General features: G+C 60.9%; 28 protein-coding genes. 2 read left to right on the top strand and 26 right to left on the bottom strand.

The annotated features are described in order from the left end of the window. Positions 1 to 138: 138 nt before the first annotated feature. The 6 genes from fdhE to A4C63_RS00280 all read right to left on the bottom strand — a co-directional run bounded on the left by fdhE (position 139) and on the right by A4C63_RS00280 (position 7561). Entirely contained in the window at positions 139 to 1059 is a 921-nt protein-coding gene (fdhE, locus tag A4C63_RS00310) for a formate dehydrogenase accessory protein FdhE (protein WP_063911046.1), read from the bottom strand. A gap of 4 nt (positions 1060 to 1063) precedes the next feature. Further along, positions 1064 to 1720: a formate dehydrogenase subunit gamma gene (locus tag A4C63_RS00305; protein ID WP_063911045.1), complete on the bottom strand. Its 657-nt coding sequence runs from the start codon at positions 1718 to 1720 to the stop codon at positions 1064 to 1066. Continuing rightward, complete coding sequence (gene fdxH / locus A4C63_RS00300) at positions 1717 to 2667, bottom strand: formate dehydrogenase subunit beta (protein WP_063911044.1); 951 nt, start codon at positions 2665 to 2667, stop codon at positions 1717 to 1719. Before fdxH ends, A4C63_RS00305 begins: the two co-directional genes overlap by 4 nt. Further along, complete coding sequence (gene fdnG, locus A4C63_RS00295) at positions 2667 to 5735, bottom strand: formate dehydrogenase-N subunit alpha (protein WP_156510838.1); 3069 nt, start codon at positions 5733 to 5735, stop codon at positions 2667 to 2669. Before fdnG ends, fdxH begins: the two co-directional genes overlap by 1 nt. A gap of 257 nt (positions 5736 to 5992) precedes the next feature. Further along, entirely contained in the window at positions 5993 to 6754 is a 762-nt protein-coding gene (locus A4C63_RS00285) for an SDR family NAD(P)-dependent oxidoreductase (protein ID WP_063911042.1), read from the bottom strand. Positions 6755 to 6775: 21 nt separating this feature from the next. Then, the gene (locus A4C63_RS00280) at positions 6776 to 7561 is read right to left on the bottom strand and encodes a TSUP family transporter (RefSeq protein ID WP_063911041.1); all 786 of its coding nucleotides are present in this window, start codon (positions 7559 to 7561) and stop codon (positions 6776 to 6778) included. A gap of 200 nt (positions 7562 to 7761) precedes the next feature. On the opposite strand from A4C63_RS00280, the gene A4C63_RS00275 reads away from it, so the two are divergent. Further along, a complete protein-coding gene (locus A4C63_RS00275; protein WP_063911734.1) occupies positions 7762 to 9144 on the top strand; it encodes a PLP-dependent aminotransferase family protein in 1383 nt (460 codons plus the stop codon). 189 nt (positions 9145 to 9333) lie between these two features. Here A4C63_RS00275 and A4C63_RS00270 read toward each other — a convergent pair whose 3' ends face one another. Both A4C63_RS00270 and A4C63_RS00265 read right to left on the bottom strand, forming a co-directional pair. Next, a complete protein-coding gene (locus A4C63_RS00270) occupies positions 9334 to 9876 on the bottom strand; it encodes a single-stranded DNA-binding protein (protein WP_063911040.1) in 543 nt (180 codons plus the stop codon). A 9-nt stretch (positions 9877 to 9885) separates the two neighbouring features. Beyond that, the gene (locus A4C63_RS00265) at positions 9886 to 11280 is read right to left on the bottom strand and encodes an MFS transporter (RefSeq protein WP_063911039.1); all 1395 of its coding nucleotides are present in this window, start codon (positions 11278 to 11280) and stop codon (positions 9886 to 9888) included. 129 nt (positions 11281 to 11409) lie between these two features. Between A4C63_RS00265 and uvrA the strand changes: the two genes are divergently transcribed. Continuing rightward, positions 11410 to 14244, top strand: coding sequence for an excinuclease ABC subunit UvrA (gene uvrA / locus A4C63_RS00260; RefSeq protein WP_063911038.1), 2835 nt, complete (start codon positions 11410 to 11412; stop codon positions 14242 to 14244). A gap of 116 nt (positions 14245 to 14360) precedes the next feature. Here the strand turns inward: uvrA and bfr are convergent, their stop codons facing one another. The 18 genes from bfr to rplX all read right to left on the bottom strand — a co-directional run bounded on the left by bfr (position 14361) and on the right by rplX (position 24886). Beyond that, positions 14361 to 14825: a bacterioferritin gene (bfr, locus tag A4C63_RS00255; protein WP_003257116.1), complete on the bottom strand. Its 465-nt coding sequence runs from the start codon at positions 14823 to 14825 to the stop codon at positions 14361 to 14363. A gap of 163 nt (positions 14826 to 14988) precedes the next feature. After that, on the bottom strand, positions 14989 to 16428 hold the full coding sequence (locus tag A4C63_RS00250) for a catalase (RefSeq protein ID WP_063911037.1): 1440 nt from the start codon (positions 16426 to 16428) through the stop codon (positions 14989 to 14991). 172 nt (positions 16429 to 16600) lie between these two features. Beyond that, positions 16601 to 16987: a 50S ribosomal protein L17 gene (rplQ, locus tag A4C63_RS00245; protein ID WP_003255451.1), complete on the bottom strand. Its 387-nt coding sequence runs from the start codon at positions 16985 to 16987 to the stop codon at positions 16601 to 16603. Between the two features lie 42 nt (positions 16988 to 17029). Then, complete coding sequence (gene rpoA / locus A4C63_RS00240) at positions 17030 to 18031, bottom strand: DNA-directed RNA polymerase subunit alpha (RefSeq protein WP_003255452.1); 1002 nt, start codon at positions 18029 to 18031, stop codon at positions 17030 to 17032. 22 nt (positions 18032 to 18053) lie between these two features. After that, a complete protein-coding gene (gene rpsD, locus A4C63_RS00235; RefSeq protein ID WP_003257114.1) occupies positions 18054 to 18674 on the bottom strand; it encodes a 30S ribosomal protein S4 in 621 nt (206 codons plus the stop codon). A 15-nt stretch (positions 18675 to 18689) separates the two neighbouring features. Next, positions 18690 to 19079 (bottom strand): 30S ribosomal protein S11, encoded by a 390-nt coding sequence (rpsK, locus tag A4C63_RS00230; protein WP_003255454.1) that lies wholly within the window; start codon positions 19077 to 19079, stop codon positions 18690 to 18692. Positions 19080 to 19097: 18 nt separating this feature from the next. Then, positions 19098 to 19454 carry a 30S ribosomal protein S13 gene (gene rpsM / locus A4C63_RS00225; protein ID WP_003257112.1) on the bottom strand — a complete coding sequence of 119 codons (357 nt, stop codon included), beginning with the start codon at positions 19452 to 19454 and terminating at the stop codon, positions 19098 to 19100. A 131-nt stretch (positions 19455 to 19585) separates the two neighbouring features. After that, positions 19586 to 19702, bottom strand: coding sequence for a 50S ribosomal protein L36 (rpmJ, locus tag A4C63_RS00220; protein ID WP_002555468.1), 117 nt, complete (start codon positions 19700 to 19702; stop codon positions 19586 to 19588). 28 nt (positions 19703 to 19730) lie between these two features. Beyond that, positions 19731 to 21062: a preprotein translocase subunit SecY gene (secY, locus tag A4C63_RS00215; protein WP_003257108.1), complete on the bottom strand. Its 1332-nt coding sequence runs from the start codon at positions 21060 to 21062 to the stop codon at positions 19731 to 19733. Then, complete coding sequence (rplO, locus tag A4C63_RS00210) at positions 21063 to 21497, bottom strand: 50S ribosomal protein L15 (protein ID WP_003257107.1); 435 nt, start codon at positions 21495 to 21497, stop codon at positions 21063 to 21065. 3 nt (positions 21498 to 21500) lie between these two features. Then, the gene (rpmD, locus tag A4C63_RS00205) at positions 21501 to 21677 is read right to left on the bottom strand and encodes a 50S ribosomal protein L30 (RefSeq protein ID WP_003255463.1); all 177 of its coding nucleotides are present in this window, start codon (positions 21675 to 21677) and stop codon (positions 21501 to 21503) included. A gap of 2 nt (positions 21678 to 21679) precedes the next feature. Then, complete coding sequence (gene rpsE, locus A4C63_RS00200; RefSeq protein WP_003255465.1) at positions 21680 to 22180, bottom strand: 30S ribosomal protein S5; 501 nt, start codon at positions 22178 to 22180, stop codon at positions 21680 to 21682. 3 nt (positions 22181 to 22183) lie between these two features. Next, positions 22184 to 22534, bottom strand: coding sequence for a 50S ribosomal protein L18 (gene rplR, locus A4C63_RS00195; RefSeq protein ID WP_009397496.1), 351 nt, complete (start codon positions 22532 to 22534; stop codon positions 22184 to 22186). A gap of 10 nt (positions 22535 to 22544) precedes the next feature. Beyond that, a complete protein-coding gene (gene rplF / locus A4C63_RS00190) occupies positions 22545 to 23078 on the bottom strand; it encodes a 50S ribosomal protein L6 (RefSeq protein ID WP_009681972.1) in 534 nt (177 codons plus the stop codon). A gap of 12 nt (positions 23079 to 23090) precedes the next feature. Then, a complete protein-coding gene (gene rpsH, locus A4C63_RS00185) occupies positions 23091 to 23483 on the bottom strand; it encodes a 30S ribosomal protein S8 (protein WP_009681971.1) in 393 nt (130 codons plus the stop codon). Positions 23484 to 23692: 209 nt separating this feature from the next. After that, on the bottom strand, positions 23693 to 23998 hold the full coding sequence (gene rpsN, locus A4C63_RS00180) for a 30S ribosomal protein S14 (RefSeq protein WP_013970638.1): 306 nt from the start codon (positions 23996 to 23998) through the stop codon (positions 23693 to 23695). Between the two features lie 13 nt (positions 23999 to 24011). Continuing rightward, positions 24012 to 24551 carry a 50S ribosomal protein L5 gene (rplE, locus tag A4C63_RS00175; protein WP_003257095.1) on the bottom strand — a complete coding sequence of 180 codons (540 nt, stop codon included), beginning with the start codon at positions 24549 to 24551 and terminating at the stop codon, positions 24012 to 24014. A 20-nt stretch (positions 24552 to 24571) separates the two neighbouring features. Beyond that, entirely contained in the window at positions 24572 to 24886 is a 315-nt protein-coding gene (rplX, locus tag A4C63_RS00170; RefSeq protein ID WP_013970637.1) for a 50S ribosomal protein L24, read from the bottom strand. Positions 24887 to 24893 lie beyond the last annotated feature (7 nt).

Below are 24893 nucleotides of genomic sequence, written 5' to 3'. Positions count from 1 at the left end.
CGTTGTCTGTACTGGCCTCTTCGCGGGTGAACCCGCTCCCACAAGGCCCGCGCAGCTTTTGAAGCTTGCGCGGTACCTGTGGGAGCGGGTTTACCCGCGAAGAAGGCGACTCGGTCTTACAGTGTAGACACTCACCCACTACCCGGGCGCGAGCATCAGGTTCGGTGCCAACCGATGGAAGCCCTCCTCGTCCAGGCGAATGTCCAGCGCCAGGCTGGCCAGGTCGTCGGCCAGCGGCTCGGCCGCCGCATCGTTTTCCAGGTAGTTCTGCTTCAGGTAGCTTTCGCACGCCGGGCAGCACTCGGCACGCAGCGGCGCCTTGCCCGGCGCATGGCGGTCATCGTCGAGGCTGGTGTAGCGCAGGTCCTTGCTCGACTCGCAGTAGACGCACTTGACCCGCACTACATGCCATTCACAGGCACACAGCGAACAGGCCAGGTAGCGCAGGCCATTGTGCTTGCCACGGTTGCGCACCACTCCGGCCATCGCCGGCGAGCCGCAGGCCGGGCACTGGGCCAGGCTGCCGGCGGGCTTGAGCTCTGGCGCGGGCAGCGCCAGCAACCAACTGGACCAGGCCGCCTGCAAGGCCGCCCCAATGAACGGCACCAGCGCTGCGGGCACTGCATCGTACTGGCCGGCGAGCAAGGCAATGCCCCAGCCCTTGCGCTGATTGTCGTCGCTGCCACGCAGGGCTTGCAGTGCCTCACCCAACGGACCGCTGGTTTGCGCGCTGAAGTGCTCGAGCAAGGCCTGCAACCAGACCAGCCACGGCCCTTCACGCACCAGGCTATCCGCCGCCAGCGGCGGCAAACCATGACTTATGCACAGGCGTTGACGCTCCTCGGCCACAGGCATGCCAGCGGGCGGGTTATCCACAAGCTGCTGCTGGATGCGGCACAAGCGGGCCACCAGCTTCAGGTATTCGCCAAGGGCATTGCCCTCGGCCAGCTGCTCCAGGCGCGCGGCCCGCAGTTCGAACAGGTTGGCGGGGGGCAGGTGCAGAAACGGCGGCATCACCGCCGACGCTTCGATCTGCCCGGGTTCGAGTATCGTGCTCAAGCGCTCATCCTTCTTTTCGTCCGTGATTGCCCGGCGTCTTGTCACCGGTCACTTCGCGGTACCACAACTCATGGTGCTTGCGCGCCCAGGCGCGGCTGACCCAGCCATGCAGCATGGCGCCGATCGAGCCCTTGATCCAGATGCCGGCGTAGATGTGCACGATGATGCTGAGGATCAGCACGAACGCCGCCAGGGCGTGGAGCAGCGCGGACAGGCGAATGACCTCGATGCCGAACCAATGGCTGAAGTAGGCGCGCCAGATCACCACACCGCTGACCAGCAGAACCAGCATGCACGCCAGCAGGGTCCAGAACAACAGCTTCTGCCCGGCGTTGTACTTGCCGATCGGCGGCACACCCTCCTCCTTGTTGAGCATCACCCGGTCCACGCGGCGCAGCCACAGGCGGTCGTTGGCGGTGATGAAGTTGGCGCGCCAGAAACGCAGCACCAGGCCGAGGAAGAACACGAACATCGCCACCCCGATGAAGGGGTGCAGGATGCGTGTCCACGGCCCACCGCCGAACAGGTTGCTGAGCCAGAACAGCGCCGGATGGAACAGCGCCAGCCCCGACAGGCCAGCCAGGATGAACAGGATCGCGACGACCCAGTGGTTGCTGCGCTCGTTGGCGTTGTAACGCAGGATGGGTTTGTTGTCGTTCATGGTCGCTGCTCCCCTTGCCCACCGGGCTTGGCCGGATCATAGACATGGACCGACGGGTCCACCTGATGCACGCTTTCATCCGGCGGTGTCGGGCGTTCGTCCTCCTCCACCCGCTGTGGCCCGACCCGCACATAGTGGAAGAACCCGGCCAGCACCGCCGCGCCCATGGCCAGCAGCGCCAGCGGCTTGGTGAAGCCTTTCCACAGCCCCACCAGCGGGCTGATCACCGGCTGATCCGGCAGGCCGGCGTACAGTTTCGGCGTGTCGGCATGGTGCAGCACATACATCACATGGGTGCCACCGACACCGTCCGGGTCGTACAGCCCGGCGTTGTCATAGCCGCGCGACTTGAGGTCGACGATGCGCTCGGCGGCATGCACTTTCATCTCGTCCTTGCTGCCGAACACGATCGCCCCGGTCGGGCAGGTTTTCACGCAGGCCGGCTCCAGGCCCACGGTCACGCGGTCGGAACACAGGGTGCACTTGTACGCCTTGTGGTCCTTCTGCGAGATGCGCGGGATGTTGAACGGGCAGCCGGTAATGCAGTAGCCGCAACCGATACAGTGGTCCTGGTTGAAGTCGACGATGCCGTTGGCGTGCTTGATGATCGCCCCCGGGCTCGGGCAGGCCTTCAGGCAACCTGGCTCGGCGCAGTGCATGCAGCCGTCCTTGCGAATCAGCCACTCCAGGTTGCCGTCGTCGCGCTCGTTCTCGGTAAAGCGCATCAGGGTCCAGGTCTCGGCGGTGAGGTCCTGGGGGTTGTCGTAGGTGCCATGGTTGTGGCCGACCTCGTCACGCAGTTCGTTCCACTCCGAACACGCCACCTGACAGGCCTTGCAGCCGATGCACTTGGTGGTGTCGATCAGCTTGGCGACTTCCTGCTGCTGGCGTACCGAAGGCGGTACGGTGGTGGTGGCCGAGCGGGCGATGATGTCTTGGCTGGCCATCAGAGTTTCTCCACTTTGACGAGGAACGACTTGGACTCTGGCGTCTGGGTATTGCCGTCACCCAGGAAAGGCACCAGGGTGTTGGTCAGGTAGCCATGCCGCGTAGCCCCGGTGAAGCCCCAGTGCAGCGGGATGCCGATCTGGTGCACGGTCTGGTTGTTGACCTTGAGCGGGCGAATCCGCTTGGTCACCACCGCCACCGCCTCGATATGCCCGCGCTTGCTCGACACCCGCACCCGGTCACCGGCCTTGATACCCTTCTCGTTGGCCAGCACCTCGCCGATTTCGACGAACTGCTCGGGCTGGGCAATGGCGTTGAGCCGGCAATGCTTGCTCCAGAAGTGGAAGTGCTCGGTCAGCCGGTACGTGGTCGCCGCGTACGGGAACTCGTCGTGCTTGCCCAAGGTGTCCCACACCGAGTCGAAGACCCGCCCGGCCGGGTTGCTGGTGGCCTTCTTGTTCTGCGGGTGCAGCGGGTTGATGCCAATCGGCGTCTCGAACGGCTCGTAGTGCTCGGGGAACGGGCCTTCGGCCATCTTGTCGATGGCGAAGAACCGCGCCACGCCTTCGGGGTTCATGATGAACGGGTTCATCCCCGCCTCGGGTGGCGAGTCGACCTTGAAGTCGGGCACGTCGGTACCGGTCCAGGCCTTGCCGTTCCACCATACCAGGCGCTTCTTCTCCGGGTCCCAGGGTTTGCCTTGCGGGTCGCTGGAAGCACGGTTGTAGAGGATGCGGCGGTTGGCCGGCCAGGCCCAGGCCCAGTTCTGCACCTGGTGCATGCCGTATGGGTCGCTGTTGTCGCGGCGGGCCATCTGGTTGCCCTGCTCGGTCCAGCTGCCGGCGAAGATCCAGCAGCCGGACGCGGTGCTGCCATCGTCCTTGAGCTGGCCAAAGCCCGCCAGTTGCTGGCCGGCCTTGAGCACTGCGCCAGTCGGGTCGGTGAGGTCAGTCACCGCCCAGCCGTTCATTTCCTTGGCCAGTTCCTCCGGGGATGGCTCTTCAGGGATCTTGTATGGCCAGTTGATGTTCATCAGCGCGTCAGGGTAGGCACCGCCCTCGGCCTGGTAGCGTCGGCGCAGGCGCAGGAACAGCTCGCTCATGATGTGCACGTCGGTGCGGGTCTCGCCCGGGCCGTCGGCGCCCTTCCAGTGCCACTGCAGCCAGCGGCTGCTGTTGACCAGCGAGCCGTCTTCCTCGGCGAAGCAGGTGGTGGGCAGGCGGATCACTTCGGTCTGGATGTTGGCCGTGTCGACATCGTTGAACGGCCCGACGTTGCGCCAGAACTCCGAGGTCTCGGTGGCCAGCGGGTCCATGATCACCAGCCACTTGAGCTTGCCCAGGGCTGCGGTGACGCGGTTCTTGTCCGGCAGCGCGGCAATCGGGTTGAAGCCCTGGCACATGTAGCCGTTGACCTTGCCCTGGCCCATCATCTCGAACATGCGCAGCACGTCGTAGGCCGGCACGTCGAGCTTGGGCAGCCAGTCGTAGCCCCAGTTGTTTTCTGCCGTAGCGTTGGCGCCATACCAGGCCTTCATCAGGCTGACGTGGAACTTGCCGTAGTTCTGCCAGTACGACAGTTGCCCTGGGCGCAGCGGTTTGGAGGCGCGCTTGTCGATGTAGGCGGCGTAGTCCTGCTCGGCATCGCCAGCCAAGGTCAGGTAACCCGGTAGCGAGTTGGACAGCAGACCGAGGTCGGTCAGGCCCTGGATGTTGGAGTGCCCGCGCAAGGCGTTGACCCCGCCACCGGGCATGCCGACGTTGCCAAGCAGCAACTGGACCATGGCCGCACTGCGGATGATCTGTGCGCCGATCGAGTGCTGCGTCCAGCCGAGCGCGTAGAGGATCGTCATGGTCTTGCCCGGTACCGAGCAGGTGGCGATCTCTTCCCAGATCTTCAGCATGGCGTCCTGCGGCATGCCACAGGTCATGCTCGCCAGTTCCGGGGTATAGCGGCTGTAGTGCTGCTTCATCAGCTGGAACACGCAGCGCGGGTGCTGCAAGGTCGGGTCGACCTTGGCAAAACCGTCCTCACCCAGTTCATAACCCCAGCCGGACTTGTCGGCATACACACGCTTGGCCTCGTCATAGCCGCTGAACAGGCCATCCTCGAAGCCATAGTTCTCTTTGACGATGAACGACACGTCGGTGTAGTTGCGCACGTACTCGTGCTGGATCTTGTCGTTACTCAGCAGGTAATTGATCAGCCCGCCCATGAAGGCGATGTCGGTACCGGTACGAATCGGTGCGTAGTAGTCCGCCACCGAAGCGGTACGGGTAAACCGCGGGTCGACCACGATCAGCCGCGCCTTGTTGTGCGCCTTGGCCTCGGTCACCCACTTGAAGCCGCACGGATGCGCTTCTGCTGCGTTGCCACCCATCACCAGGACCAGATTCGCGTTGGCGATATCGGACCAGTGGTTGGTCATGGCGCCACGGCCGTACGTCGGGGCAAGACTTGCCACCGTCGGGCCATGTCAGACACGAGCCTGGTTATCGAACCCCAGCATGCCTGTTGCGCGGATGACCTTGTGGGTCAGGTAGCCGGCCTCGCTGGAGGCGGCGGAAGCAGCGAGAAAACCGGTGGTGAGCCAGCGGTTGACCGTTTGCCCCTGGGCGTTCTTTTCGATGAAGTTGGCGTCGCGGTCCTGCTTCATCAGGTCGGCGACGCGATCGAGCGCCTCGTCCCAGCTGACCCGCACCCACTCCTTGCTGCCCGGCTTGCGTACCTCGGGGTACTGCAGGCGGCTCGGGCTGTGGATGAAGTCCAGCAGGCCGGCACCTTTCGGGCAGAGGGTGCCGCGGTTGACCGGGTGGTCGGCGTCACCTTCGATATGGATGATGTTCTGTTTGACGTTCTTGCCCGCATCGCCCTGGCTGTACATGATCAGGCCGCAGCCGACCGAGCAGTAGGGGCAGGTGTTACGGGTTTCTTTGGTATGCGCCAGCTTGAAGTGACGCACCTGCTCGGCGAATGCGGGTGTCGGGGCCATGCCCAACGCCGCAAGGCTCGAGCCTCCAAGGCCGACGGCGGCGACCTTGAAGAACTGCCGACGGTTCAGGTCCATCGTGCACTCCTGATCAGGTGGTGGACGCACGGAACATGGCCGGCGCCTCTTGGTAGTCACGGTGGCGGCCAATTGATGGCCGCCAACAGGTAAGACTAGCCAAGAATCGCGAAGGTGCGATGACATGGGTCAGCTGAAGGCGCTGTGTTGCCTGATTCGCGGGTGAACCCGCTCCCACAGGTACTGCACCTGCCCGAATGTGGGAGCGGGCGTGCCCGCGAACACCGGCAACGCCGGTGCCATCCACCACCGGCCGATCAGCAAAGCGGCAGGTTGCGCACCACGTTCAGCGCCGCGCTGCTCTGCGCCACCGGCATGATCTCGATGGTATTGATATTCACATGCGCCGGCTGCTCGGCAATCCAGGCCACCGTGGCCGCGATGTCCTCGGGCAGAATGGCCTCCACATCCCTATACAGCGCCTGCACGGCATCCAGGTCACCGTTCAGGCGCACCACCGAGAAATCGGTACCCGAGCACAGCCCCGGCTCGATGTTGCTCACCCGCACGCGGGTGCCCGCCAGGTCGGCGCGCAGGTTGAGGCTGAACTGGCGGACGAAGGCCTTGCTGGCGCCATACACGTTACCGCCCGGGTAGGGGTAGGTGCCGGCGATCGAGCCGATGTTGATGATCATGCCGCTGTCGGCTTCCACCATCTGCGGCAGGATCTTGTGGGTGACCATGGCCAGGCCGGTGATGTTGGTGTCGATCATCCGCTGCCAGTTTTCCGCACTACTGGCCTGGGCACGGTCCACGCCCAGCGCCAGCCCGGCATTATTGACCAGCAGGTCGATCTGCAGCGAAGCATCGCGAATCTTCTCGACCGCCGTCTCGAGCGATACCGGGTCGGTGACATCCAACGCCAGCGGAGTGAAGTTGGCGCCCAGTTCGGCTTCCAGCGCTTGCAGCTTGTCCATACGCCGGGCGCCACCGATCACGCGGTAGCCTTTGCCGATCAAGGTACGGCAGATGGCGCGGCCAAAGCCCGAGGAGGCGCCGGTTACGAATGCGGTTTTCATCAGTTGTCTCCTATGGAAGGGTCAGGCCAGGTACTTCACGCCCAGGCTGGTGAACAGGCAGAGCATCGAAAACACCAGCGCCTTGCGCACCACCTCGTTGCCCTTGCGCAGGGCCAGCGCGCTGCCCAGGTGGTTACCGAGGATGTTGCAGGCCACCAGCGGCAACGCCAGCAGGTAGACGACCTTGCCGGCAATGACGAAGGCCACCAGGGCGCCGATATTGGACGCGAAATTGAAGGTTTTGGAGTTGGCCGAGCTGGAGACCAGGTCCATGCGCAGCAGGTAATGGAACGCGATGATGAACATGCTGCCGGTACCGGGTCCGAAGAAGCCGTCATAAAAGCCGATGGCCAGGCAGGTCAGCGGGACCACGGTGAACAGCATGCGCGATGACAGTTCGCGCTCTTCGACCGGGCGGTCCTTGGGGGCGAGGAAGATGAGGATGCCGAAGGGGATCAGCGCCAGGATGATCTTGCCCACGGTTTCCTGGGAGATCGACACGATCAGGTGGGCCCCCAGGTAGGCACCGAGCAACGAGAACGGCACGCCGACCAGCGCCACCTGCCAGACCATCTTGCTGTTGGCCAGGAAGTTGCGAATGGCCGCCAGCGTGCCGAGGGTGCTGACCAGTTTTTCCTGGCCGAGGGCCACTTGGGGTGGCATGCCAACCAGCAGAAAGCCCGGCACCAGGAACAGCCCGCCGCCACCGGCAATGCTGTCGACGAAACCGGCAACGAAGGCGATAGCCCCGAGCATGAGGACCGCCAGCAACCAGTGTTCCGCCCAGAAAGCGCCCAGAACTTCCATATTAAAGTCTATCCAGTGGAGTGTCCTGCCAAGCACAACGCAAGTGTGCATGTCCCAACCAGCGCGGTGATTGTAATTACAAAAATTGAATCGATGCAATATCAAATTAAATCGACTCAATGGAGGCGATTACCATCATTACCCGCATTTTGGCTTTCATGTTAGGCTTGCGCGCAATTGCAGAATCTGGTGCCATTTCCATGTGGGTCCCTCAATACGGCGATCAAGCCCAGCCGGTTTACCTGATGATCGCTAATGCCCTTGAACAGGACATCGAAAGTGGTCGGCTTGCAGCAGGCGATCGTTTGCCCACCCTCAAAGACCTTGCCGAGGCACTCAATGTAACCCCAGGCACCGTTGGAAGAGCCTACGACGAAGCCGCCAAGCGCGGCCTGGTGGTTGGAGAGGTGGGCCGTGGCACATTTGTCAGGCAGTTGCGACAGCGGTTATCCACCCCGTCGGTGCCTGCACCCGTTACTGGCGAAAGCAGCCAGATCGATCTCTCGATCATCAAACCCAACGATGCCCACATGAGTGAGTGGCTGGGTGCGGCGATCAGCGAGCTGGCCACTTCTCCGGACCTGGGGCAGGTACTCGACTATGTGACAGAGGGTGGTCACACCTCCCACAAACAAGCAGGGGCAGCCTGGATTCAGCGCTGGCTGCCTGATGCTCGCTGGCAACAGGTTGTACTGACCTCTGGCGCCCAGCATGGACTATTGGTGGCCATCAGCAGCCTGTCGAAGAGCGAAGATGTGGTGCTGTGCGAATCGTTCTGCTACCCAGGCATCATCTCCCTGGCCCACAGCATGGGCCGCCGCCTGCGCGGCGTGGCCATGGACGAGCACGGCCTGATTCCGGAGGCATTGCGCGCGGCCTGCCTGGAGCACCGCCCTTCCCTGCTGGTGTGCGTCACCACCCACCAGAACCCGACCAACTCGATCATGCCCCACGCACGGCGCCAGGCCATCGCCGAGATAGCCCGCGAGTTCGACCTGTTCATCGTCGATGACGATATCTACGGTTTTCTCGAGCCCGCGCCGGATTACAAGCCATTGGCCGCCTATGCGCCCGAACGCTCGGTGTACCTCACCAGCCTGTCCAAAAGTGTGCTGCCGGCGCTGCGCATCGGTTACCTGTACGCGCCACCGCAAACCCTCTCGCGGTTATCGTCGATGGTACGCAGCAGCGTCTGGATGCCATCGCCGTTGATGGCGCAACTGGCCAGCAACCTGATCAACAACGGCATGGCCGACCAGTTGGTGCGGGTACAGCAGGACGAGGCGGCCACGCGCCAGCAAATGGCCCAGGAGATCCTTGGCAAGTACAAGATCCGCAGCCAGCCCAACAGCTTTCACATCTGGCTGGAGTTGCCGGAGCCGTGGACCAGCGACGAATTCGCCAACCTGGCACGCAACAACGGCGTCACGGTAGTCAGTGGCAGCCAGTTCCTGCCAGAACGCAGCCACGCAACCTGCGGCGTGCGCATCGCCCTGATGGCCCCCAGCCGCCAGGAACTGGGCTTTGCCCTGACCAAGCTGGTCAGCCTGCTGGACTCGCCGGAGCCGCGGCTGTTCTATTGAAGCGCTGACGGCTTTGCTCTCATATACTCTTTGAATTAGCAGGGACCTGTGGGAGCGGCTTTAGCCGCGAACACCGGCACAGCCGGTGCCATGCACCGTGTTGGATGCTTTGCCAGGATGGCTGCCCATAAAAAAACCCAGGGCAACTGCCCTGGGCTTCTGGTCTTGCTAGACGCCTGACCGCTCCGATCAGAACGGAATATCGTCATCGAAGCTGTCGAAGTCAGCCGCCGGCTGCGGGGCTGGCTGCTGCGGTGCCGGGCGCTGAGGAGCCTGTTGCGGGCGCGGGGCCTGCTGGCGCGGAGCCTGGTTGTACTGTTGCGGCTGGCCGCCACCGTAGTTGCCGCCACCCTGGTTGTACGGGTCACCGCCCTGCTGCTGGCCCTGCGGACGGCCGCCGAGCAGCTGCATGGTGCCGTTGATGTCGACGATGATCTCGGTGGTGTAGCGCTTGATGCCGTCTTTTTCCCACTCGCGGGTCTGCAGCTTGCCTTCGATGTAGCACTGCGAACCCTTGCGCAGGTATTCGCCGGCGATTTCGGCAACCTTGCCGAACAGCGACACACGGTGCCACTCGGTACGCTCGACCTTCTGGCCCGACTGCTTGTCGGTCCACTGCTCGCTGGTAGCCAGGCTCAGGTTGGTCACGGCGTTACCGTTGGGCAGGTAGCGGACTTCGGGATCCTGGCCACAGGTGCCGACCAGAATGACTTTGTTAACCCCACGGGCCATAACGTTCTCCTAGGCTTCGCACGCCGAAGAGGCCGGGTTCACCAGGCGCTCGAGGGTCGTACGGTCCAAAATTTTCGTATCCAGTTTGATATAGATGGCGGCTTCTTCCGCCACCACGACGGCGTCGGTCACACCCGGCACGGCCATCAGGCGCTCGGTCAGGCCGGCTTCCCGGACTGCCTCTGGCGTCAGCGGCATGCGCAGGCTGGTCACATAGGGCGGCTCGTTCATGCGCAAGGCGACGACCAACCAGATGGCACACAGCACCGCACAACCGAGGAACACCATGTTCAGCCCGCCGTGCTGGAACAACCAGCCACCGAGGATTCCTCCCAGGGCAGCACCGAGGAACTGGCTGGTGGAGTAAACCCCCATTGCCGTCCCCTTGCCACCTGCAGGCGACACCTTGCTGACCAGCGAAGGCAGCGATGCCTCCAGCAGGTTGAATGCAGTAAAGAATACCACGGTGCCGATCACCAGTCCGCGCAAACCGTCAGCCCACTGCCAGAAGAACACCTCCACCAGTAGCAACACACTGACCGCCCCGGCCAGCACACGTTTCATCTTGCGCTTTTTTTCGCCGTAGATGATGAACGGGACCATTGCAAAAAATGAGATGAACAACGCGGTCAGGTACACCCACCAGTGCTGCTCCTTGGGCAGGCCGCCGCGCTCGACGAAGGCCAGTGGCAGCGCGACGAAGCTGGCCATGAGGATGGCGTGGAGGATGAAGATGCCCGCGTCCAGGCGCAGAAGGTCCGGATGGCGCAGGGTCGGGCCGATGGCCTGGCGCGCCACACCCGACTCACGGTGCTGCAGGATGCTGTGGGTATTGGGCACGACAAAGGCGATCAGCAGGATGCCGACCAGGGCAAGTCCTGCCGTGGCGAGGAACAATCCTGACAAGCCAAAGGCACGAGTCAGCAATGGGCCGACGACCATGGCGACGGCAAACGACAGGCCGATGCTCATGCCGATCATGGCCATGGCCTTGGTCCGGTGCTGCTCGCGGGTAAGGTCGGACAGCAGCGCCATGACCGCAGCGGAAATCGCCCCGGCCCCCTGCAGGATACGCCCGGCGATCACACCCCAGATGGAGTCGGCCTGGGCCGCCAATACACTGCCCAGGGCAAAGATCACCAGCCCCAGGTAAATCACCGGCCGGCGGCCGATGCGGTCGGAAATCATCCCGAACGGGATCTGCAAAACGGCCTGGGTCAGGCCATAGGCACCAATGGCCAGGCCAATCAGCGCAGGTGTGGCACCGGCCAGGTCCATGCCGTAGGTGGCCAGCACCGGCAAGACCATGAACATGCCCAGCATACGAAAGGCAAAGACCAGGGCCAGGCCGCCAGCGGCGCGGGTTTCGCCGCCACTCATGCGCTCGTTGTGGGTGTCGTGCATGGATTAACCTCGTGTGAACCGGCGGCGATTCTATCAGTCCGACAGCGTGACGGCATCTACGCGACGCTTTGCCGCGTACTGGCAGGGCGCCGTATACTTCCTTGTTTATGCCCGCCGAGCGAGGCCGCAGTGGACAAGATCCTGATTCGTGGGGCACGCACCCACAACCTGAAGAACATCGACCTGACCCTGCCCCGGGACAAGCTCATCGTGATCACCGGCCTGTCCGGTTCCGGCAAGTCGTCCCTGGCGTTCGACACCCTGTACGCTGAAGGCCAGCGCCGCTATGTCGAATCGCTGTCGGCCTACGCCAGGCAGTTCCTGTCGATGATGGAAAAGCCTGACGTCGACACCATCGAAGGCCTGTCGCCGGCTATTTCCATCGAGCAGAAGTCGACCTCGCATAACCCCCGCTCCACGGTCGGCACCATCACCGAAATCTACGACTACCTGCGCCTGCTGTACGCCCGCGTCGGTACCCCACGCTGCCCGGACCACGATATCCCGCTGGAGGCGCAAACGATCAGCCAGATGGTCGACCTGGTGCTGGAGCGCCCGGAAGGCAGCAAACTGATGTTGCTGGCGCCGGTGGTGCGCGAGCGCAAGGGCGAGCACCTGGCGGTGTTCGACGAATTGCGTGCCCAAGGCTTTGTGCGTGCCCGGGTCAACGGCAAGCTCTACGAGCTCGACGAACTGCCCAAGCTGGACAAGCAGAAAAAGCACAGCATCGATGTGGTGGTGGACCGCTTCAAGGTCCGCGCCGACCTGCAACAGCGCCTGGCCGAGTCGTTCGAGACCGCGCTCAAGCTGGCCGACGGCATCGCCCTGGTGGCACCGATGGATGATGGACAAGGCGAAGAGACGATCTTCTCCGCGCGCTTCGCCTGCCCGGTCTGTGGCCATGCCATCAGCGAGCTGGAGCCGAAGCTGTTCTCCTTCAACAACCCCGCGGGCGCCTGCCCGACCTGCGATGGCCTGGGGGTGAAGCAGTTCTTCGACACCAAGCGCCTGGTCAATGCCGAACTCACCTTGGCCGAAGGCGCGATCCGCGGCTGGGACCGGCGTAACGTGTACTACTTCCAGATGCTCGGTTCGCTGGCCGCGCATTACGGCTTCAGCCTGGAGGAGCCGTTCGGCCAGCTGTCGGCCGAGCACCAGAAAGTGATCCTGCAGGGTAGCGGCAAACAGAGTATCGACTTCAAGTACCTCAACGACCGTGGCGACATCGTCAAGCGCTCGCACCCGTTCGAAGGCATCGTGCCGAACCTGGAGCGTCGCTACCGCGAGACCGAGTCGGCCACCGTGCGTGAAGAACTGGCCAAGTTCCTTGGCACCCAGCCCTGCCCGGACTGTCGCGGCACGCGCCTGCGCCGTGAGGCACGACATGTGTGGGTGGGCGAGAAGACCCTGCCGGCGGTGACCAACCTGCCGATCGGTGAAGCCAGCAACTACTTCGGCGAACTGACCCTGACCGGCCGCCGTGGCGAAATTGCGGCGAAGATCCTCAAGGAAATCTGCGAGCGCCTGCAGTTCCTGGTCAACGTCGGTCTCGACTATCTCACCCTCGACCGCAGCGCCGATACCCTGTCCGGTGGCGAAGCTCAGCGTATCCGCCTGGCCAGCCAGATCGGCGCTGGCCTGGTGGGAGTGATGTACATCCTCGATGAGCCGTCCATCGGCCTTCATCAGCGCGACAACGACCGCCTGCTGGCCACCCTCAACCACCTGCGCGACCTGGGCAACACGGTGATCGTGGTGGAACACGACGAAGACGCCATCCGCCTGGCCGACTACGTGGTGGACATCGGCCCGGGGGCCGGCGTACACGGCGGGCAGATCGTCGCCGAGGGCTCGCCGCAGGAAGTCATGGCCCACCCCGACTCGCTGACCGGCAAGTACCTTTCCGGGCGCAAGAAGATCGTCGTGCCGGCCAAGCGCACGCCGCGCAACAAGAAGCTGCAACTCAAGCTCAAGGGCGCGCGTGGCAACAACCTGCAAAACGTCGACCTGGAAGTCCCGATCGGCCTGCTGACCTGCGTGACCGGGGTATCCGGCTCGGGCAAGTCGACGCTGATCAACAACACCCTGTTCCCACTGGCCGCCACCGCCCTGAATGGTGCAAGCAACCTTGAAGCGGCGCCGCATGCCAGCATGGATGGCCTGCAGCACCTGGACAAGGTAGTGGATATCGACCAGAGCCCGATCGGCCGCACCCCTCGCTCGAACCCGGCGACCTACACCGGCATCTTCACGCCGATCCGCGAGCTGTTCTCCGGTGTGCCGGAATCGCGTTCGCGCGGCTATGGTCCGGGGCGCTTCTCGTTCAACGTCAAGGGTGGCCGTTGCGAGGCCTGCCAGGGCGATGGCCTGATCAAGGTGGAGATGCACTTCCTGCCGGACATCTACGTGCCGTGCGACGTGTGCAAGAGCAAGCGCTACAACCGCGAAACCCTGGAGATCAAGTACAAGGGCAAAAACATCCACGAGGTGCTGGAGATGACCATCGAGGATGCCCGCGAGTTCTTCGATGCAGTGCCGGCGCTGGCACGCAAGCTGCAGACGCTGATGGATGTGGGGCTGTCGTACATCAAACTGGGGCAGTCGGCGACCACGCTGTCGGGCGGCGAGGCACAGCGAGTGAAGCTGTCGCGCGAACTGTCCAAGCGTGACACCGGCAAGACCCTGTATATCCTCGACGAGCCGACCACGGGCCTGCACTTTGCCGATATCCAGCAGTTGCTGGACGTGCTGCATCGCCTGCGCGACCACGGCAATACCGTGGTGGTGATCGAGCACAACCTGGATGTGATCAAGACCGCGGACTGGCTGGTGGATCTGGGGCCGGAGGGTGGCTCGAAAGGTGGGCAGATCATTGCCTGCGGTACGCCGGAAGAACTGAGCGAGATGAAGCAGTCTTATACCGGGCATTATCTGAAACCGCTGCTGGAGCGGGATCGGGCGTGAGGCCTTGGGGGCGCTTTGCGCCCCTGTCGCGACACAAGGCCGCTCCCACAGGAGGAGTGCATTTCGCTGTGGGAGCGGCCTTGTGTCGCGACAGGGCTGCAAAGCAGCCCCAGCTTTTACATCTGCGATTGCAGGTAGTTTTCCAGGCCGATGGCCTTGATCAGCCCCTGCTGCTTCTCCAGCCAGTAGGTGTGATCTTCTTCGGTGTCAGCCAGCTGGGCACGCAGGATGTCGCGGCTGATGTAGTCCTTGTGCAGTTCGCACAGCTCAATACCTTTGCATAGCGCGCCGCGCACCTTGTACTCGAGCTTGAGGTCAGCCTCGATCATTTCCGGCACGGTGCTGCCCACTTCCAGGTCGTCCGCGCGCATGTCAGGGGTGCCTTCGAGCATGAGGATGCGACGCATCAGGGCATCGGCGTGCTGCGTCTCTTCTTCCATTTCGTGGTTGATGCGCTCGTAGAGCTTGGACAGGCCCCAGTCTTCGTACATCCGCGAGTGAATGAAGTACTGGTCGCGCGCCGCCAGTTCGCCCTTCAGCAGCGTAACGAGGTAGTTGATTACGTCCGGGTGACCTTGCATCGCCCTGCTTCTCCATGTGAAAACGTCTATGCCACATAGTGTGAACCAGCTTTTGCCAGCGGTCACTGAAAAACGCGCAATCAGACGCAAAAAATCGGTCAAACAGTAGTGATATTCATTGAAAAACCGCCCAAATGAGGGCGGTTCTTCTTATCACTTCGACTTAAGCGAGATTGACGCCCAGGGCCTTGGCGACCCCTTCGCCGTAGGCCGGATCGGCCTTGAAGAAGTACTGCAGCTGGCGCTGGACCACGTCTTGGCTGACACCTGCCATGGTGCCGGCAATGTTGTTGATCAGCAGGGCTTTCTGCTCATCGTTCATCAGACGGAATAGCGCGCCGGCGTGGCTGTAGTAGTCGGTGTCTTCACGGTGATCGTAGCGGTCAGCCGAACCATTCAGGGCCAGTGCAGGCTCGGCATGGCGCGGCGACTGCTTCGGTGCATCGCTGTAGCTGTTGGGCTCATAGTTCGGTGCACTGCCGTAACTGCCAGCAGCCATGGAACCATCACGCTGATAGCTGTTAACCGGGCAGCGTGGTGCGTTCACCGGCAGTTGCTGGTGGTTGGTGCCCACACGGTAGCGGTGCGCGTCAGCGTAGGCGAATACACGCCCTTGCAGCATGCGGTCTGGCGACAGGCCGACACCGGGCACCATGTTGCTCGGGCCAAATGCAGCCTGCTCGACCTCGGCAAAGTAGTTGAGCGGGTTACGGTTGAGCTCCAGCACGCCCACCTCGATCAACGGGTAGTCCTTCTGCGACCAGGTCTTGGTCACGTCGAAGGGGTTTTCGTCGCGGCTGGCAGCCTCGGTTTCGCTCATGACCTGGATGCATACGGTCCAGCGCGGGTAATCGCCACGCTCGATGGCCTCGAACAAGTCGCGCTGGGCGTAGTCCGGGTCTGTACCTGCCAGGCGCGCGGCATCTGCCGGGGCGAGGTTCTTGATGCCTTGCTGAGTCTTGAAGTGCCATTTGACCCAGGTGCGCTCACCCTCGGCGTTGATCAGGCTGTAGGTATGGCTGCCGAAGCCGTGCATGTGACGGTAGCCGTCCGGGATGCCGCGATCGGAGAACAGGATGGTGACCTGATGCAGCGCCTCGGGGGAGTGCGACCAGAAGTCCCACATCATCTGGGCGTTCTTCAGGTTGGATTGCGGGTGGCGCTTCTGGGTGTGGATAAAATCCGGGAACTTCAGCGGGTCGCGGATGAAGAACACTGGCGTGTTATTGCCAACGATGTCCCAGTTGCCTTCTTCGGTGTAGAACTTAACGGCAAAACCACGCGGGTCGCGCTCGGTATCGGCAGAGCCACGCTCGCCACCGACGGTGGAGAAACGCAGGAAAGTTTCGGTCTGCTTGCCAACCTGCTCAAACAGCTTGGCACTGGTGTAACCCGTGATATCGCGGGTAACGGTAAAGGTACCGTAGGCGCCCGAGCCCTTGGCGTGCACGCGGCGCTCAGGAATGTTCTCGCGGTTGAAATGGGCAAGCTTCTCGATCAGGTGGAAGTCGTCGAGCAGCAGCGGGCCGCGCGGGCCGGCGGAACGGGAATTCTGGTTGTCGGCTACAGGTGCACCGCTGGCGGTGGTGAGAATCTTGCTCATGGGCTCTCCTTATCGGTCTTCAAGCGCCGGCTAATCGGCTTTGGAGAGAGTATTGACGAGCAAGGTTACAAGAACAAATTCATTACATGACTTGCATCAATAGAAATTAACAATGCATGTAGCGACAAAAAACCGGGCACTAGGCCCGGTTCTTTGTAGCAGACAGAACGTCTTACTCAGCAGCTTCTACAGCACCGCCGACCGGACGATCAACCAGCTCGACGTACGCCATAGGGGCGTTGTCGCCAGCGCGGAAACCGCACTTCAGGATGCGCAGGTAGCCGCCCTGACGGGTGGCGTAACGCTTGCCCAGGTCGTTGAACAGCTTGCCAACAGCGGACTTCGAACGGGTACGATCGAAGGCCAGACGGCGGTTAGCTACGCTGTCTTCCTTGGCCAGGGTGATCAGCGGCTCGGCAACGCGGCGCAGTTCCTTGGCTTTCGGCAGGGTGGTTTTGATCAGCTCGTGCTCGATCAGCGACACTGCCATGTTCTGGAACATAGCCTTGCGGTGAGAGCTGGTACGGCTCAGGTGACGTCCACTTTTACGATGACGCATGATTCATTCCTTACCAAACACTACGTTCGGTGATTACGACGATCAGGCGGTCGCCTTGTCGTCTTTCTTAAGACTTGCAGGCGGCCAGTTGTCGAGGCGCATGCCGAGAGACAGACCACGAGAGGCCAGGACGTCCTTGATTTCAGTCAGGGACTTCTTGCCCAGGTTAGGAGTCTTCAACAGCTCTACTTCGGTACGCTGAATCAGGTCGCCGATGTAGTAGATGTTCTCCGCCTTGAGGCAGTTGGCCGAACGTACAGTCAGTTCCAGGTCGTCAACCGGACGCAGCAGGATCGGATCGATCTCGTCTTCCTGCTCGACTACGACAGGCTCGCTGTCACCTTTGAGGTCGACGAACGCGGCCAGCTGCTGTTGCAGGATGGTCGCAGCGCGGCGGATAGCCTCTTCAGGATCCAGGGTGCCGTTGGTTTCCAGATCAATGACCAGCTTGTCCAGGTTGGTACGCTGTTCAACACGGGCGTTCTCGACCACATAGGCGATACGACGCACCGGGCTGAACGAAGCGTCCAGCTGCAGACGGCCAATGCTACGGCTTTCGTCTTCGTCGGTTTGACGGGAGTCGGCCGGCTCGTAACCACGACCACGAGCTACGGTGAGCTTCATGTTCAGGGCGCCGTTCGACGCCAGGTTCGCGATTACGTGATCGGGGTTGACGATCTCGACATCGTGATCCAGCTGAATATCGGCAGCGGTAACCACCCCCGAACCCTTTTTCGACAAGGTCAGCGTAACTTCGTCACGACCGTGCAGTTTGATAGCCAGGCCTTTCAGGTTCAACAGGATTTCAATTACGTCTTCCTGAACACCTTCGATCGCGGAGTACTCGTGGAGTACGCCGTCGATCTCGGCCTCGACTACTGCACAGCCAGGCATGGAGGACAACAGGATGCGGCGCAGCGCGTTGCCCAGGGTATGGCCGAAACCACGCTCGAGAGGCTCGAGCGTAATCTTGGCGCGGGTCGGACTGACTACCTGCACATCAATGTGGCGGGGAGTCAGGAACTCATTTACCGAAATCTGCATGGATGCACCTATTTTCTAGCCCTTACTTGGAGTAGAGCTCGACAATCAGGTTCTCGTTGATGTCGGCAGACAGGTCGCTGCGAGCAGGAACGTTCTTGAAAACGCCCGACTTTTTAGCAGCATCCACGTCAACCCACTCAACGCGGCCACGCTGGGCGCACAGTTCAAGGGCTTGAACAATGCGCAGCTGGTTCAGCGACTTCTCGCGAACCGCGACCACGTCACCCGGACGAACTTGGTAGGATGGAATGTTTACAGTCTTACCGTTGACGCTGATCGCTTTGTGCGAAACCAGCTGACGGGACTCGGAACGAGTCGAGCCGAAGCCCATACGGTAGACGACGTTATCCAGACGGCACTCGAGCAGTTGCAGCAGGTTTTCACCGGTTGCGCCTTTTTTCGAGGCTGCAGCCTGGTAGTAACCGCGGAACTGACGCTCCAGAACACCGTAGATACGACGAACTTTTTGCTTCTCGCGCAGCTGGGTACCGTAGTCGGACTGACGGCCACGGCGCTGGCCGTGGATACCTGGGGCTGCTTCGATGTTGCACTTCGATTCCAGAGCGCGAACGCCACTCTTCAGGAACAGGTCAGTGCCTTCACGACGAGACAGTTTGCATTTTGGACCAATGTAACGTGCCATTTATCTGTCTCCTGATTACACGCGACGCTTCTTCGGCGGACGGCACCCGTTGTGCGGGATTGGCGTCACGTCGGTGATGCTGGCGATCTTGTAGCCGCAGCTGTTCAGTGCACGAACGGCGGACTCACGACCTGGACCTGGACCCTTGACGTTTACGTCGAGGTTCTTCAGACCGTATTCCAGCGCAGCTTGACCAGCACGCTCAGCAGCGATCTGGGCTGCGAACGGGGTGGATTTGCGCGAACCACGGAAACCCGAACCACCGGAGGTCGCCCAGGACAAAGCGTTGCCCTGACGGTCGGTGATGGTCACGATGGTGTTGTTGAAAGAGGCATGGATGTGGGCGATGCCATCAACCACTGTCTTTTTGACTTTCTTACGAGGACGAGCAGCAGGTTTTGCCATGTCTATATTCCTGGGCGATTACTTGCGGATCGGCTTACGCGGGCCCTTACGGGTGCGTGCGTTGGTCTTGGTGCGCTGACCGCGAACCGGCAGACCTTTACGATGACGCAGGCCGCGGTAGCAACCCAGGTCCATCAAGCGCTTGATCTTCATGTTGATGTCACGACGCAGGTCACCTTCGGTGGTGAACTTCGCGACTTCGCCACGCAGGGTTTCGATTTGCTCGTCGCTCAGATCCTTGATCTTAGCGGCTGGGTTTACACCAGCGTCTGCACAGATCTTCTGTGCAGTAGTGCGACCGACACCATAGATGTAGGTCAGCGAGATAACAGCATGCTTGTTATCTGGAATGTTGACGCCTGCAATACGGGCCATTCAGTGGGACTCCAATTGACAGCTACCTACGCCCCGGAAGCCAAGAAATAGGGCGCGAGATAATATCGCTGTAGAAACGAATAATCAACCCAGCAGCACACTAGCTGCTGGGTTTGAAGCGCAGATCACACTCAGCCTTGGCGCTGTTTGTGACGCGGTTCCGCGCTGCAGATCACTCGTACGACGCCTTCGCGACGGATGATCTTGCAGTTACGGCACAGCTTTTTCACCGATGCACGAACTTTCATTACCGACTCCTCGAACCTTAGGGGCGTATCAGCGCAGCAGACCGCTGCCACCGTAGCCTTTCAGGTTGGCTTTCTTCATCAGGGATTCGTACTGGTGCGAAACGAGGTGCGATTGTACTTGGGACATGAAGTCCATCACAACCACTACCACAATCAGCAACGAGGTCCCGCCAAGGTAGAACGGCACATTTGCTGCCACCACCAGGAACTGGGGCAGAAGGCAGACGGCCATCATGTAAAGAGCACCGAACATGGTCAGACGGGTCAGAACGCCATCAATGTAGCGTGCCGACTGCTCACCAGGACGGATACCCGGAATAAAGGCACCGGACTTCTTCAGGTTTTCCGCTACGTCTTTCGGGTTGAACATCAGCGCTGTGTAGAAGAAGCAGAAGAAAATGATCCCTGCACTAAACAGCAGAATGTTCAACGGCTGACCAGGAGCGATCGACTGCGAGATGTCCTGCAGCCAGCCCATACCTTCGGACTGACCGAACCAGGCACCCAGCGAAGCCGGGAACAGCAGAATGCTGCTCGCGAAAATGGCCGGGATGACCCCCGCCATGTTCACTTTCAACGGCAAGTGGCTGGTCTGCGCAGCGAAGACCTTGCGGCCCTGCTGACGCTTGGCGTAGTGAACGGCGATACGACGCTGACCACGCTCAATGAACACCACGAAACCGATAATCGCTACTGCCAGCAAACCGATAGCGACCAGGGCGAAAATATTGATATCGCCTGTGCGCGCAGACTCGAAAGACTGCCCGATTGCTCTCGGAAGACCGGCAACGATACCTGCGAAGATCAACATCGAGATACCGTTGCCCACACCGCGCTCGGTGATCTGCTCGCCCAGCCACATCATGAACATCGCGCCTGCCACGAAGGTGGAGACGGCGACGACATGGAAGCCCAGACCTACAGAAAACGCCACGCCCTGGTTGGCCAGGCCAATGGACATGCCAATGGCTTGAACCAGTGCCAGGATAACGGTGCCGTAGCGGGTGTACTGGCTGATCTTGCGACGGCCAGCTTCACCTTCCTTCTTCAACTGCTCCAGTTGCGGGCTGACCGCCGTCATCAGCTGCATGATGATCGATGCCGAGATGTACGGCATGATCCCCAGTGCAAAGATGCTCATGCGCTCGAGCGCGCCACCGGAAAACATGTTGAACAAGCTAAGAATGGTCCCCTCATTCTGCCGAAACAGATCCGCCAGACGGTCCGGATTGATGCCAGGAACCGGGATATGCGCACCTATCCGATAGACGATGATCGCCATGAACAGAAAGCGCAGACGAGCCCAGAGTTCCGACATCCCGCCCTTACCGAGCGAAGAGAGAGCACCTTGCTTAGCCATTTATTCCTCGAACTTGCCGCCAGCTGCTTCGATAGCCGCACGCGCACCCTTGGTGGCTGCGATACCCTTGATGGTGACTGCGCGAGTGACTTCGCCAGACAGCATGATTTTCACGCGCTGTACGTTCTGGCCGATCACGTTGGCATCCTTCAGGGATTGCACGGAGATCACGTCGCCTTCCACCTTGGCCAGCTCGGACAGACGCACTTCGGCGCGGTCCATGGCTTTCAGCGAAACGAAGCCGAACTTCGGCAGACGACGGTGCAGCGGCTGTTGACCGCCTTCGAAGCCAGGAGCGATCGAACCACCCGAACGGGAAGTCTGACCTTTGTGGCCACGGCCGCCGGTCTTACCCAGACCGCTACCGATACCACGACCTGGACGATGCTTCTCGCGACGGGAACCCGGCGCTGGACTCAGATCATTGAGTTTCATCGATTAACCCTCGACCTTCAGCATGTAGTAAGCCTTGTTGATCATCCCGCGGTTTTCGGGAGTATCCTGGACTTCTACAGTGTGACCGATGCGACGCAGACCCAGGCCTTTAACGCACAGCTTGTGGTTAGGCAGACGGCCCGAGACGCTCTTGATCAGCGTTACTTTTACGGTTGCCATGATCAGAAGATCTCCTCGACGCTCTTGCCGCGCTTGGCAGCAATGGATTCAGGAGATTGCATGGCTTTCAGACCCTTGAAGGTGGCGTAAACCACGTTCACTGGGTTGGTCGAACCGTAGCACTTGGCCAGAACGTTCTGAACACCAGCAACTTCCAGGACAGCACGCATTGCGCCACCGGCGATGATACCGGTACCTTCCGAGGCAGGCTGCATGTAAACCTTCGAGGCGCCGTGGGCAGCCTTGGTGGCGTACTGCAGGGTGGTGCCCTTCAGGTCAACCTGGATCATGTTGCGGCGAGCAGCTTCCATGGCTTTCTGGATCGCGGCAGGTACTTCGCGCGACTTGCCACGGCCGAAGCCAACACGACCTTTACCATCACCTACCACGGTCAGCGCGGTGAAGGTGAAGATACGGCCGCCTTTTACGGTTTTGGCAACGCGGTTAACTTGAACCAGCTTCTCGATGTAGCCTTCGTCGCGCTTTTGATCGTTATTTGCCATAACTTAGAACTCCAGCCCGCCTTCACGAGCAGCATCAGCCAGCGCTTTGACGCGGCCATGGTACTTGAAGCCGGAACGGTCAAAGGCAACTTGAGATACACCGGCGGCTTTCGCACGCTCAGCTACCAGCTTGCCAACCTTAGTGGCCGCGTCGATGTTGCCAGTGGCGCCATCACGCAGTTCTTTGTCCAAGGTCGAGGCGCTTGCCAGAACCTTGCTGCCGTCGGCCGAAATGACCTGGGCGTAGATGTGCTGCGAGGAGCGGAACACGCACAGGCGCACGACTTCGAGTTCGTGCATCTTGAGACGTGCTTTGCGAGCGCGACGCAGTCGAGTAACTTTTTTGTCGGTCATTTGCTAGGCCCTACTTCTTCTTGGCTTCTTTACGACGGACTACTTCGTCCGCGTAACGCACACCCTTGCCTTTGTAAGGCTCTGGCGGACGGAAGTCGCGGATTTCAGCGGCCACCTGACCCACCAGCTGCTTGTCGATACCCTTGATCAGGATGTCGGTCTGGCTTGGGGTTTCAGCGGTGATACCGGCTGGCAGTTCGTAGTCCACTGGGTGCGAGAAGCCCAGGGCCAGGTTCAGGACGGTGCCCTTGGCCTGCGCCTTGTAACCAACACCGACCAGCTGGAGCTTGCGCTCGAAGCCTTGGCTTACGCCCTGGACCATGTTGTTCACCAGAGCGCGGGTGGTACCGGCCATGGCGCGAGCTTGCTGGTCACCGTTGCGAGCGACGAAACGCAGCTCGCCAGACTCTTCGGTAACTTCAACAGACGAGTGAACGTTCAGTTCGAGAGTGCCTTTGGCACCCTTCACCGAAAGCTGCTGGCCGGCGAATTTGACTTCGACGCCTGCTGGCAGCTTAACGGGGTTCTTAGCGACGCGAGACATGCCTATCTCCCCTTAGAACACTGTGCACAGAACTTCGCCGCCGACACCGGCAGCGCGCGCAGCGCGATCAGTCATCACACCTTTGTTGGTGGAGACGATAGACACGCCCAGACCGCCACGTACTTTCGGCAGTTCTGCGACGGACTTGTACTGGCGCAGGCCTGGACGGCTGGAGCGCTTCAGTTCCTCGATGACCGGACGGCCTTCGAAGTACTTCAGTTCGATCGACAGGGAAGGCTTGGCCTCACCAGTTACCTGGTAGCCGGCGATGTAACCTTCGTCTTTCAGAACTTTGGCAACCGCGACCTTCAGGGTGGAGGAAGGCATGCTTACGACGGACTTTTCAGCCATCTGGGCATTACGGATGCGAGTTAGCATGTCCGCTAACGGGTCCTGCATACTCATGGGCTAGATGCTCCTGATACAAGAATTATTAGCCTTGCGGCTATCACAACCACCCGAGCGGACAGGGCAAAAAACCCAGGCTCAGGTGAGCCGGTCATTCTAGACACAAGGTAGAAACGAAACAAGCCCCATATAGGGGCTTGTTTGTTGGCGAGGTCACCGGCGGTCGGAAGATTGCTCCCCTTCCGCCGGGATCCAGCCTGCAGCGATTACCAGGAGGCCTTGACCAGACCTGGTACGTCACCGCGCATTGCAGCTTGACGCAGCATGTTACGGCCCAGGCCGAACTTACGGTATACACCGTGAGGACGACCGGTCAGGCGGCAACGGTTGCGCAGACGCGAGGCGCTGGCATCACGTGGCTGCTTCTGCAGGGCGACAACGGCAGCGAAACGCTCTTCAGGAGAGGCGTTCAGGTTGACGATGGTCGCTTTCAGCTCGGCACGCTTTTTGGCGTACTTGGCTACCGTGAGCTGACGCTTCAGCTCGCGGTTTTTCATGCTCTTCTTGGCCATTTTCCTACTCCAATCAGTTGCGGAACGGGAACTTGAAAGCACGCAGCAGAGCGCGGCCTTCGTCGTCCGAACGAGCAGTGGTGGTCAGGGTGATGTCCAAACCGCGCAGAGCATCGATCTTGTCGTAATCGATTTCCGGGAAGATGATCTGCTCTTTCACGCCCATGCTGTAGTTGCCACGGCCATCGAAGGACTTGGCATTCAGGCCGCGGAAGTCGCGAACCCGAGGCAGGGAGATCGCCAGCAGGCGGTCCAGGAATTCGTACATCTTGTCGCGACGCAGGGTCACCTTGACGCCGATCGGCCAGCCTTCACGGACTTTGAAGCCCGCGATGGATTTACGAGCGAAAGTCACGACCGGCTTTTGACCGGTGATCTTTTCCAGGTCGGCAACAGCGTGCTCGATGACTTTCTTGTCGCCGATCGCTTCGCCCAGACCCATGTTCAGGGTGATCTTGGTAACGCGCGGAACTTCCATCACGTTCGACAGCTTAAGTTCTTCCTTAAGCTTAGGAGCGATTTCGTTCCGGTAAATCTCTTTCAGTCGTGCCATGGTCTTCTACCTAGCAGTGTTCAAGCATCAACCGCTTTTTGGGTCGACTTGAAGACACGAATTTTTTTACCGTCTTCTACTTTGAAACCAACGCGGTCAGCCTTGTTGGTTTCGCCGTTGAAGATGGCAACGTTGGAAGCGTGCAGAGGCGCTTCTTTTTCGACGATACCGCCCTGTACGCCCGCCATCGGGTTAGGCTTGGTATGACGCTTGACCAGGTTCACGCCACCAACAACCAGACGGTTGTCAGCCAGAACCTTCAGCACCTTACCGCGCTTACCTTTGTCTTTGCCGGCGATCACGATGATCTCGTCGTCACGACGAATCTTTTGCATGTCGGAT

Origin of the sequence: Pseudomonas sp. p21, from assembly GCF_001642705.1 — a bacterium.
In the GTDB taxonomy this organism is placed as follows: Bacteria; Pseudomonadota; Gammaproteobacteria; order Pseudomonadales; family Pseudomonadaceae; genus Aquipseudomonas.
The sequence above is the reverse complement of the archived record's forward strand: the minus strand, read 5'-3'. Positions and strand labels throughout refer to the sequence as shown.

Excerpts from the sequence above, each read along its gene's own strand:
- A4C63_RS00305 (WP_063911045.1), bottom strand. The coding sequence starts at position 1,720 with ATGAACGACAACAAACCCATCCTGCGTTACAACGCCAACGAGCGCAGC.
- fdxH (WP_063911044.1), bottom strand. The coding sequence starts at position 2,667 with ATGGCCAGCCAAGACATCATCGCCCGCTCGGCCACCACCACCGTACCG.
- A4C63_RS00285 (WP_063911042.1), bottom strand. The coding sequence starts at position 6,754 with ATGAAAACCGCATTCGTAACCGGCGCCTCCTCGGGCTTTGGCCGCGCC.
- A4C63_RS00280 (WP_063911041.1), bottom strand. The coding sequence starts at position 7,561 with ATGGAAGTTCTGGGCGCTTTCTGGGCGGAACACTGGTTGCTGGCGGTC.
- A4C63_RS00275 (WP_063911734.1), top strand. The coding sequence starts at position 7,762 with ATGTGGGTCCCTCAATACGGCGATCAAGCCCAGCCGGTTTACCTGATG.
- A4C63_RS00270 (WP_063911040.1), bottom strand. The coding sequence starts at position 9,876 with ATGGCCCGTGGGGTTAACAAAGTCATTCTGGTCGGCACCTGTGGCCAG.
- A4C63_RS00265 (WP_063911039.1), bottom strand. The coding sequence starts at position 11,280 with ATGCACGACACCCACAACGAGCGCATGAGTGGCGGCGAAACCCGCGCC.
- bfr (WP_003257116.1), bottom strand. The coding sequence starts at position 14,825 with ATGCAAGGTCACCCGGACGTAATCAACTACCTCGTTACGCTGCTGAAG.
- A4C63_RS00250 (WP_063911037.1), bottom strand. The coding sequence starts at position 16,428 with ATGAGCAAGATTCTCACCACCGCCAGCGGTGCACCTGTAGCCGACAAC.
- rplQ (WP_003255451.1), bottom strand. The coding sequence starts at position 16,987 with ATGCGTCATCGTAAAAGTGGACGTCACCTGAGCCGTACCAGCTCTCAC.
- rpoA (WP_003255452.1), bottom strand. The coding sequence starts at position 18,031 with ATGCAGATTTCGGTAAATGAGTTCCTGACTCCCCGCCACATTGATGTG.
- rpsD (WP_003257114.1), bottom strand. The coding sequence starts at position 18,674 with ATGGCACGTTACATTGGTCCAAAATGCAAACTGTCTCGTCGTGAAGGC.
- rpsK (WP_003255454.1), bottom strand. The coding sequence starts at position 19,079 with ATGGCAAAACCTGCTGCTCGTCCTCGTAAGAAAGTCAAAAAGACAGTG.
- rpsM (WP_003257112.1), bottom strand. The coding sequence starts at position 19,454 with ATGGCCCGTATTGCAGGCGTCAACATTCCAGATAACAAGCATGCTGTT.
- rpmJ (WP_002555468.1), bottom strand. The coding sequence starts at position 19,702 with ATGAAAGTTCGTGCATCGGTGAAAAAGCTGTGCCGTAACTGCAAGATC.
- secY (WP_003257108.1), bottom strand. The coding sequence starts at position 21,062 with ATGGCTAAGCAAGGTGCTCTCTCTTCGCTCGGTAAGGGCGGGATGTCG.
- rplO (WP_003257107.1), bottom strand. The coding sequence starts at position 21,497 with ATGAAACTCAATGATCTGAGTCCAGCGCCGGGTTCCCGTCGCGAGAAG.
- rpmD (WP_003255463.1), bottom strand. The coding sequence starts at position 21,677 with ATGGCAACCGTAAAAGTAACGCTGATCAAGAGCGTCTCGGGCCGTCTG.
- rpsE (WP_003255465.1), bottom strand. The coding sequence starts at position 22,180 with ATGGCAAATAACGATCAAAAGCGCGACGAAGGCTACATCGAGAAGCTG.
- rplR (WP_009397496.1), bottom strand. The coding sequence starts at position 22,534 with ATGACCGACAAAAAAGTTACTCGACTGCGTCGCGCTCGCAAAGCACGT.
- rplF (WP_009681972.1), bottom strand. The coding sequence starts at position 23,078 with ATGTCTCGCGTCGCTAAGAACCCCGTTAAGCTGCCAGCAGGCGTCGAA.
- rpsH (WP_009681971.1), bottom strand. The coding sequence starts at position 23,483 with ATGAGTATGCAGGACCCGTTAGCGGACATGCTAACTCGCATCCGTAAT.
- rpsN (WP_013970638.1), bottom strand. The coding sequence starts at position 23,998 with ATGGCCAAGAAGAGCATGAAAAACCGCGAGCTGAAGCGTCAGCTCACG.
- rplE (WP_003257095.1), bottom strand. The coding sequence starts at position 24,551 with ATGGCACGACTGAAAGAGATTTACCGGAACGAAATCGCTCCTAAGCTT.
- rplX (WP_013970637.1), bottom strand. The coding sequence starts at position 24,886 with ATGCAAAAGATTCGTCGTGACGACGAGATCATCGTGATCGCCGGCAAA.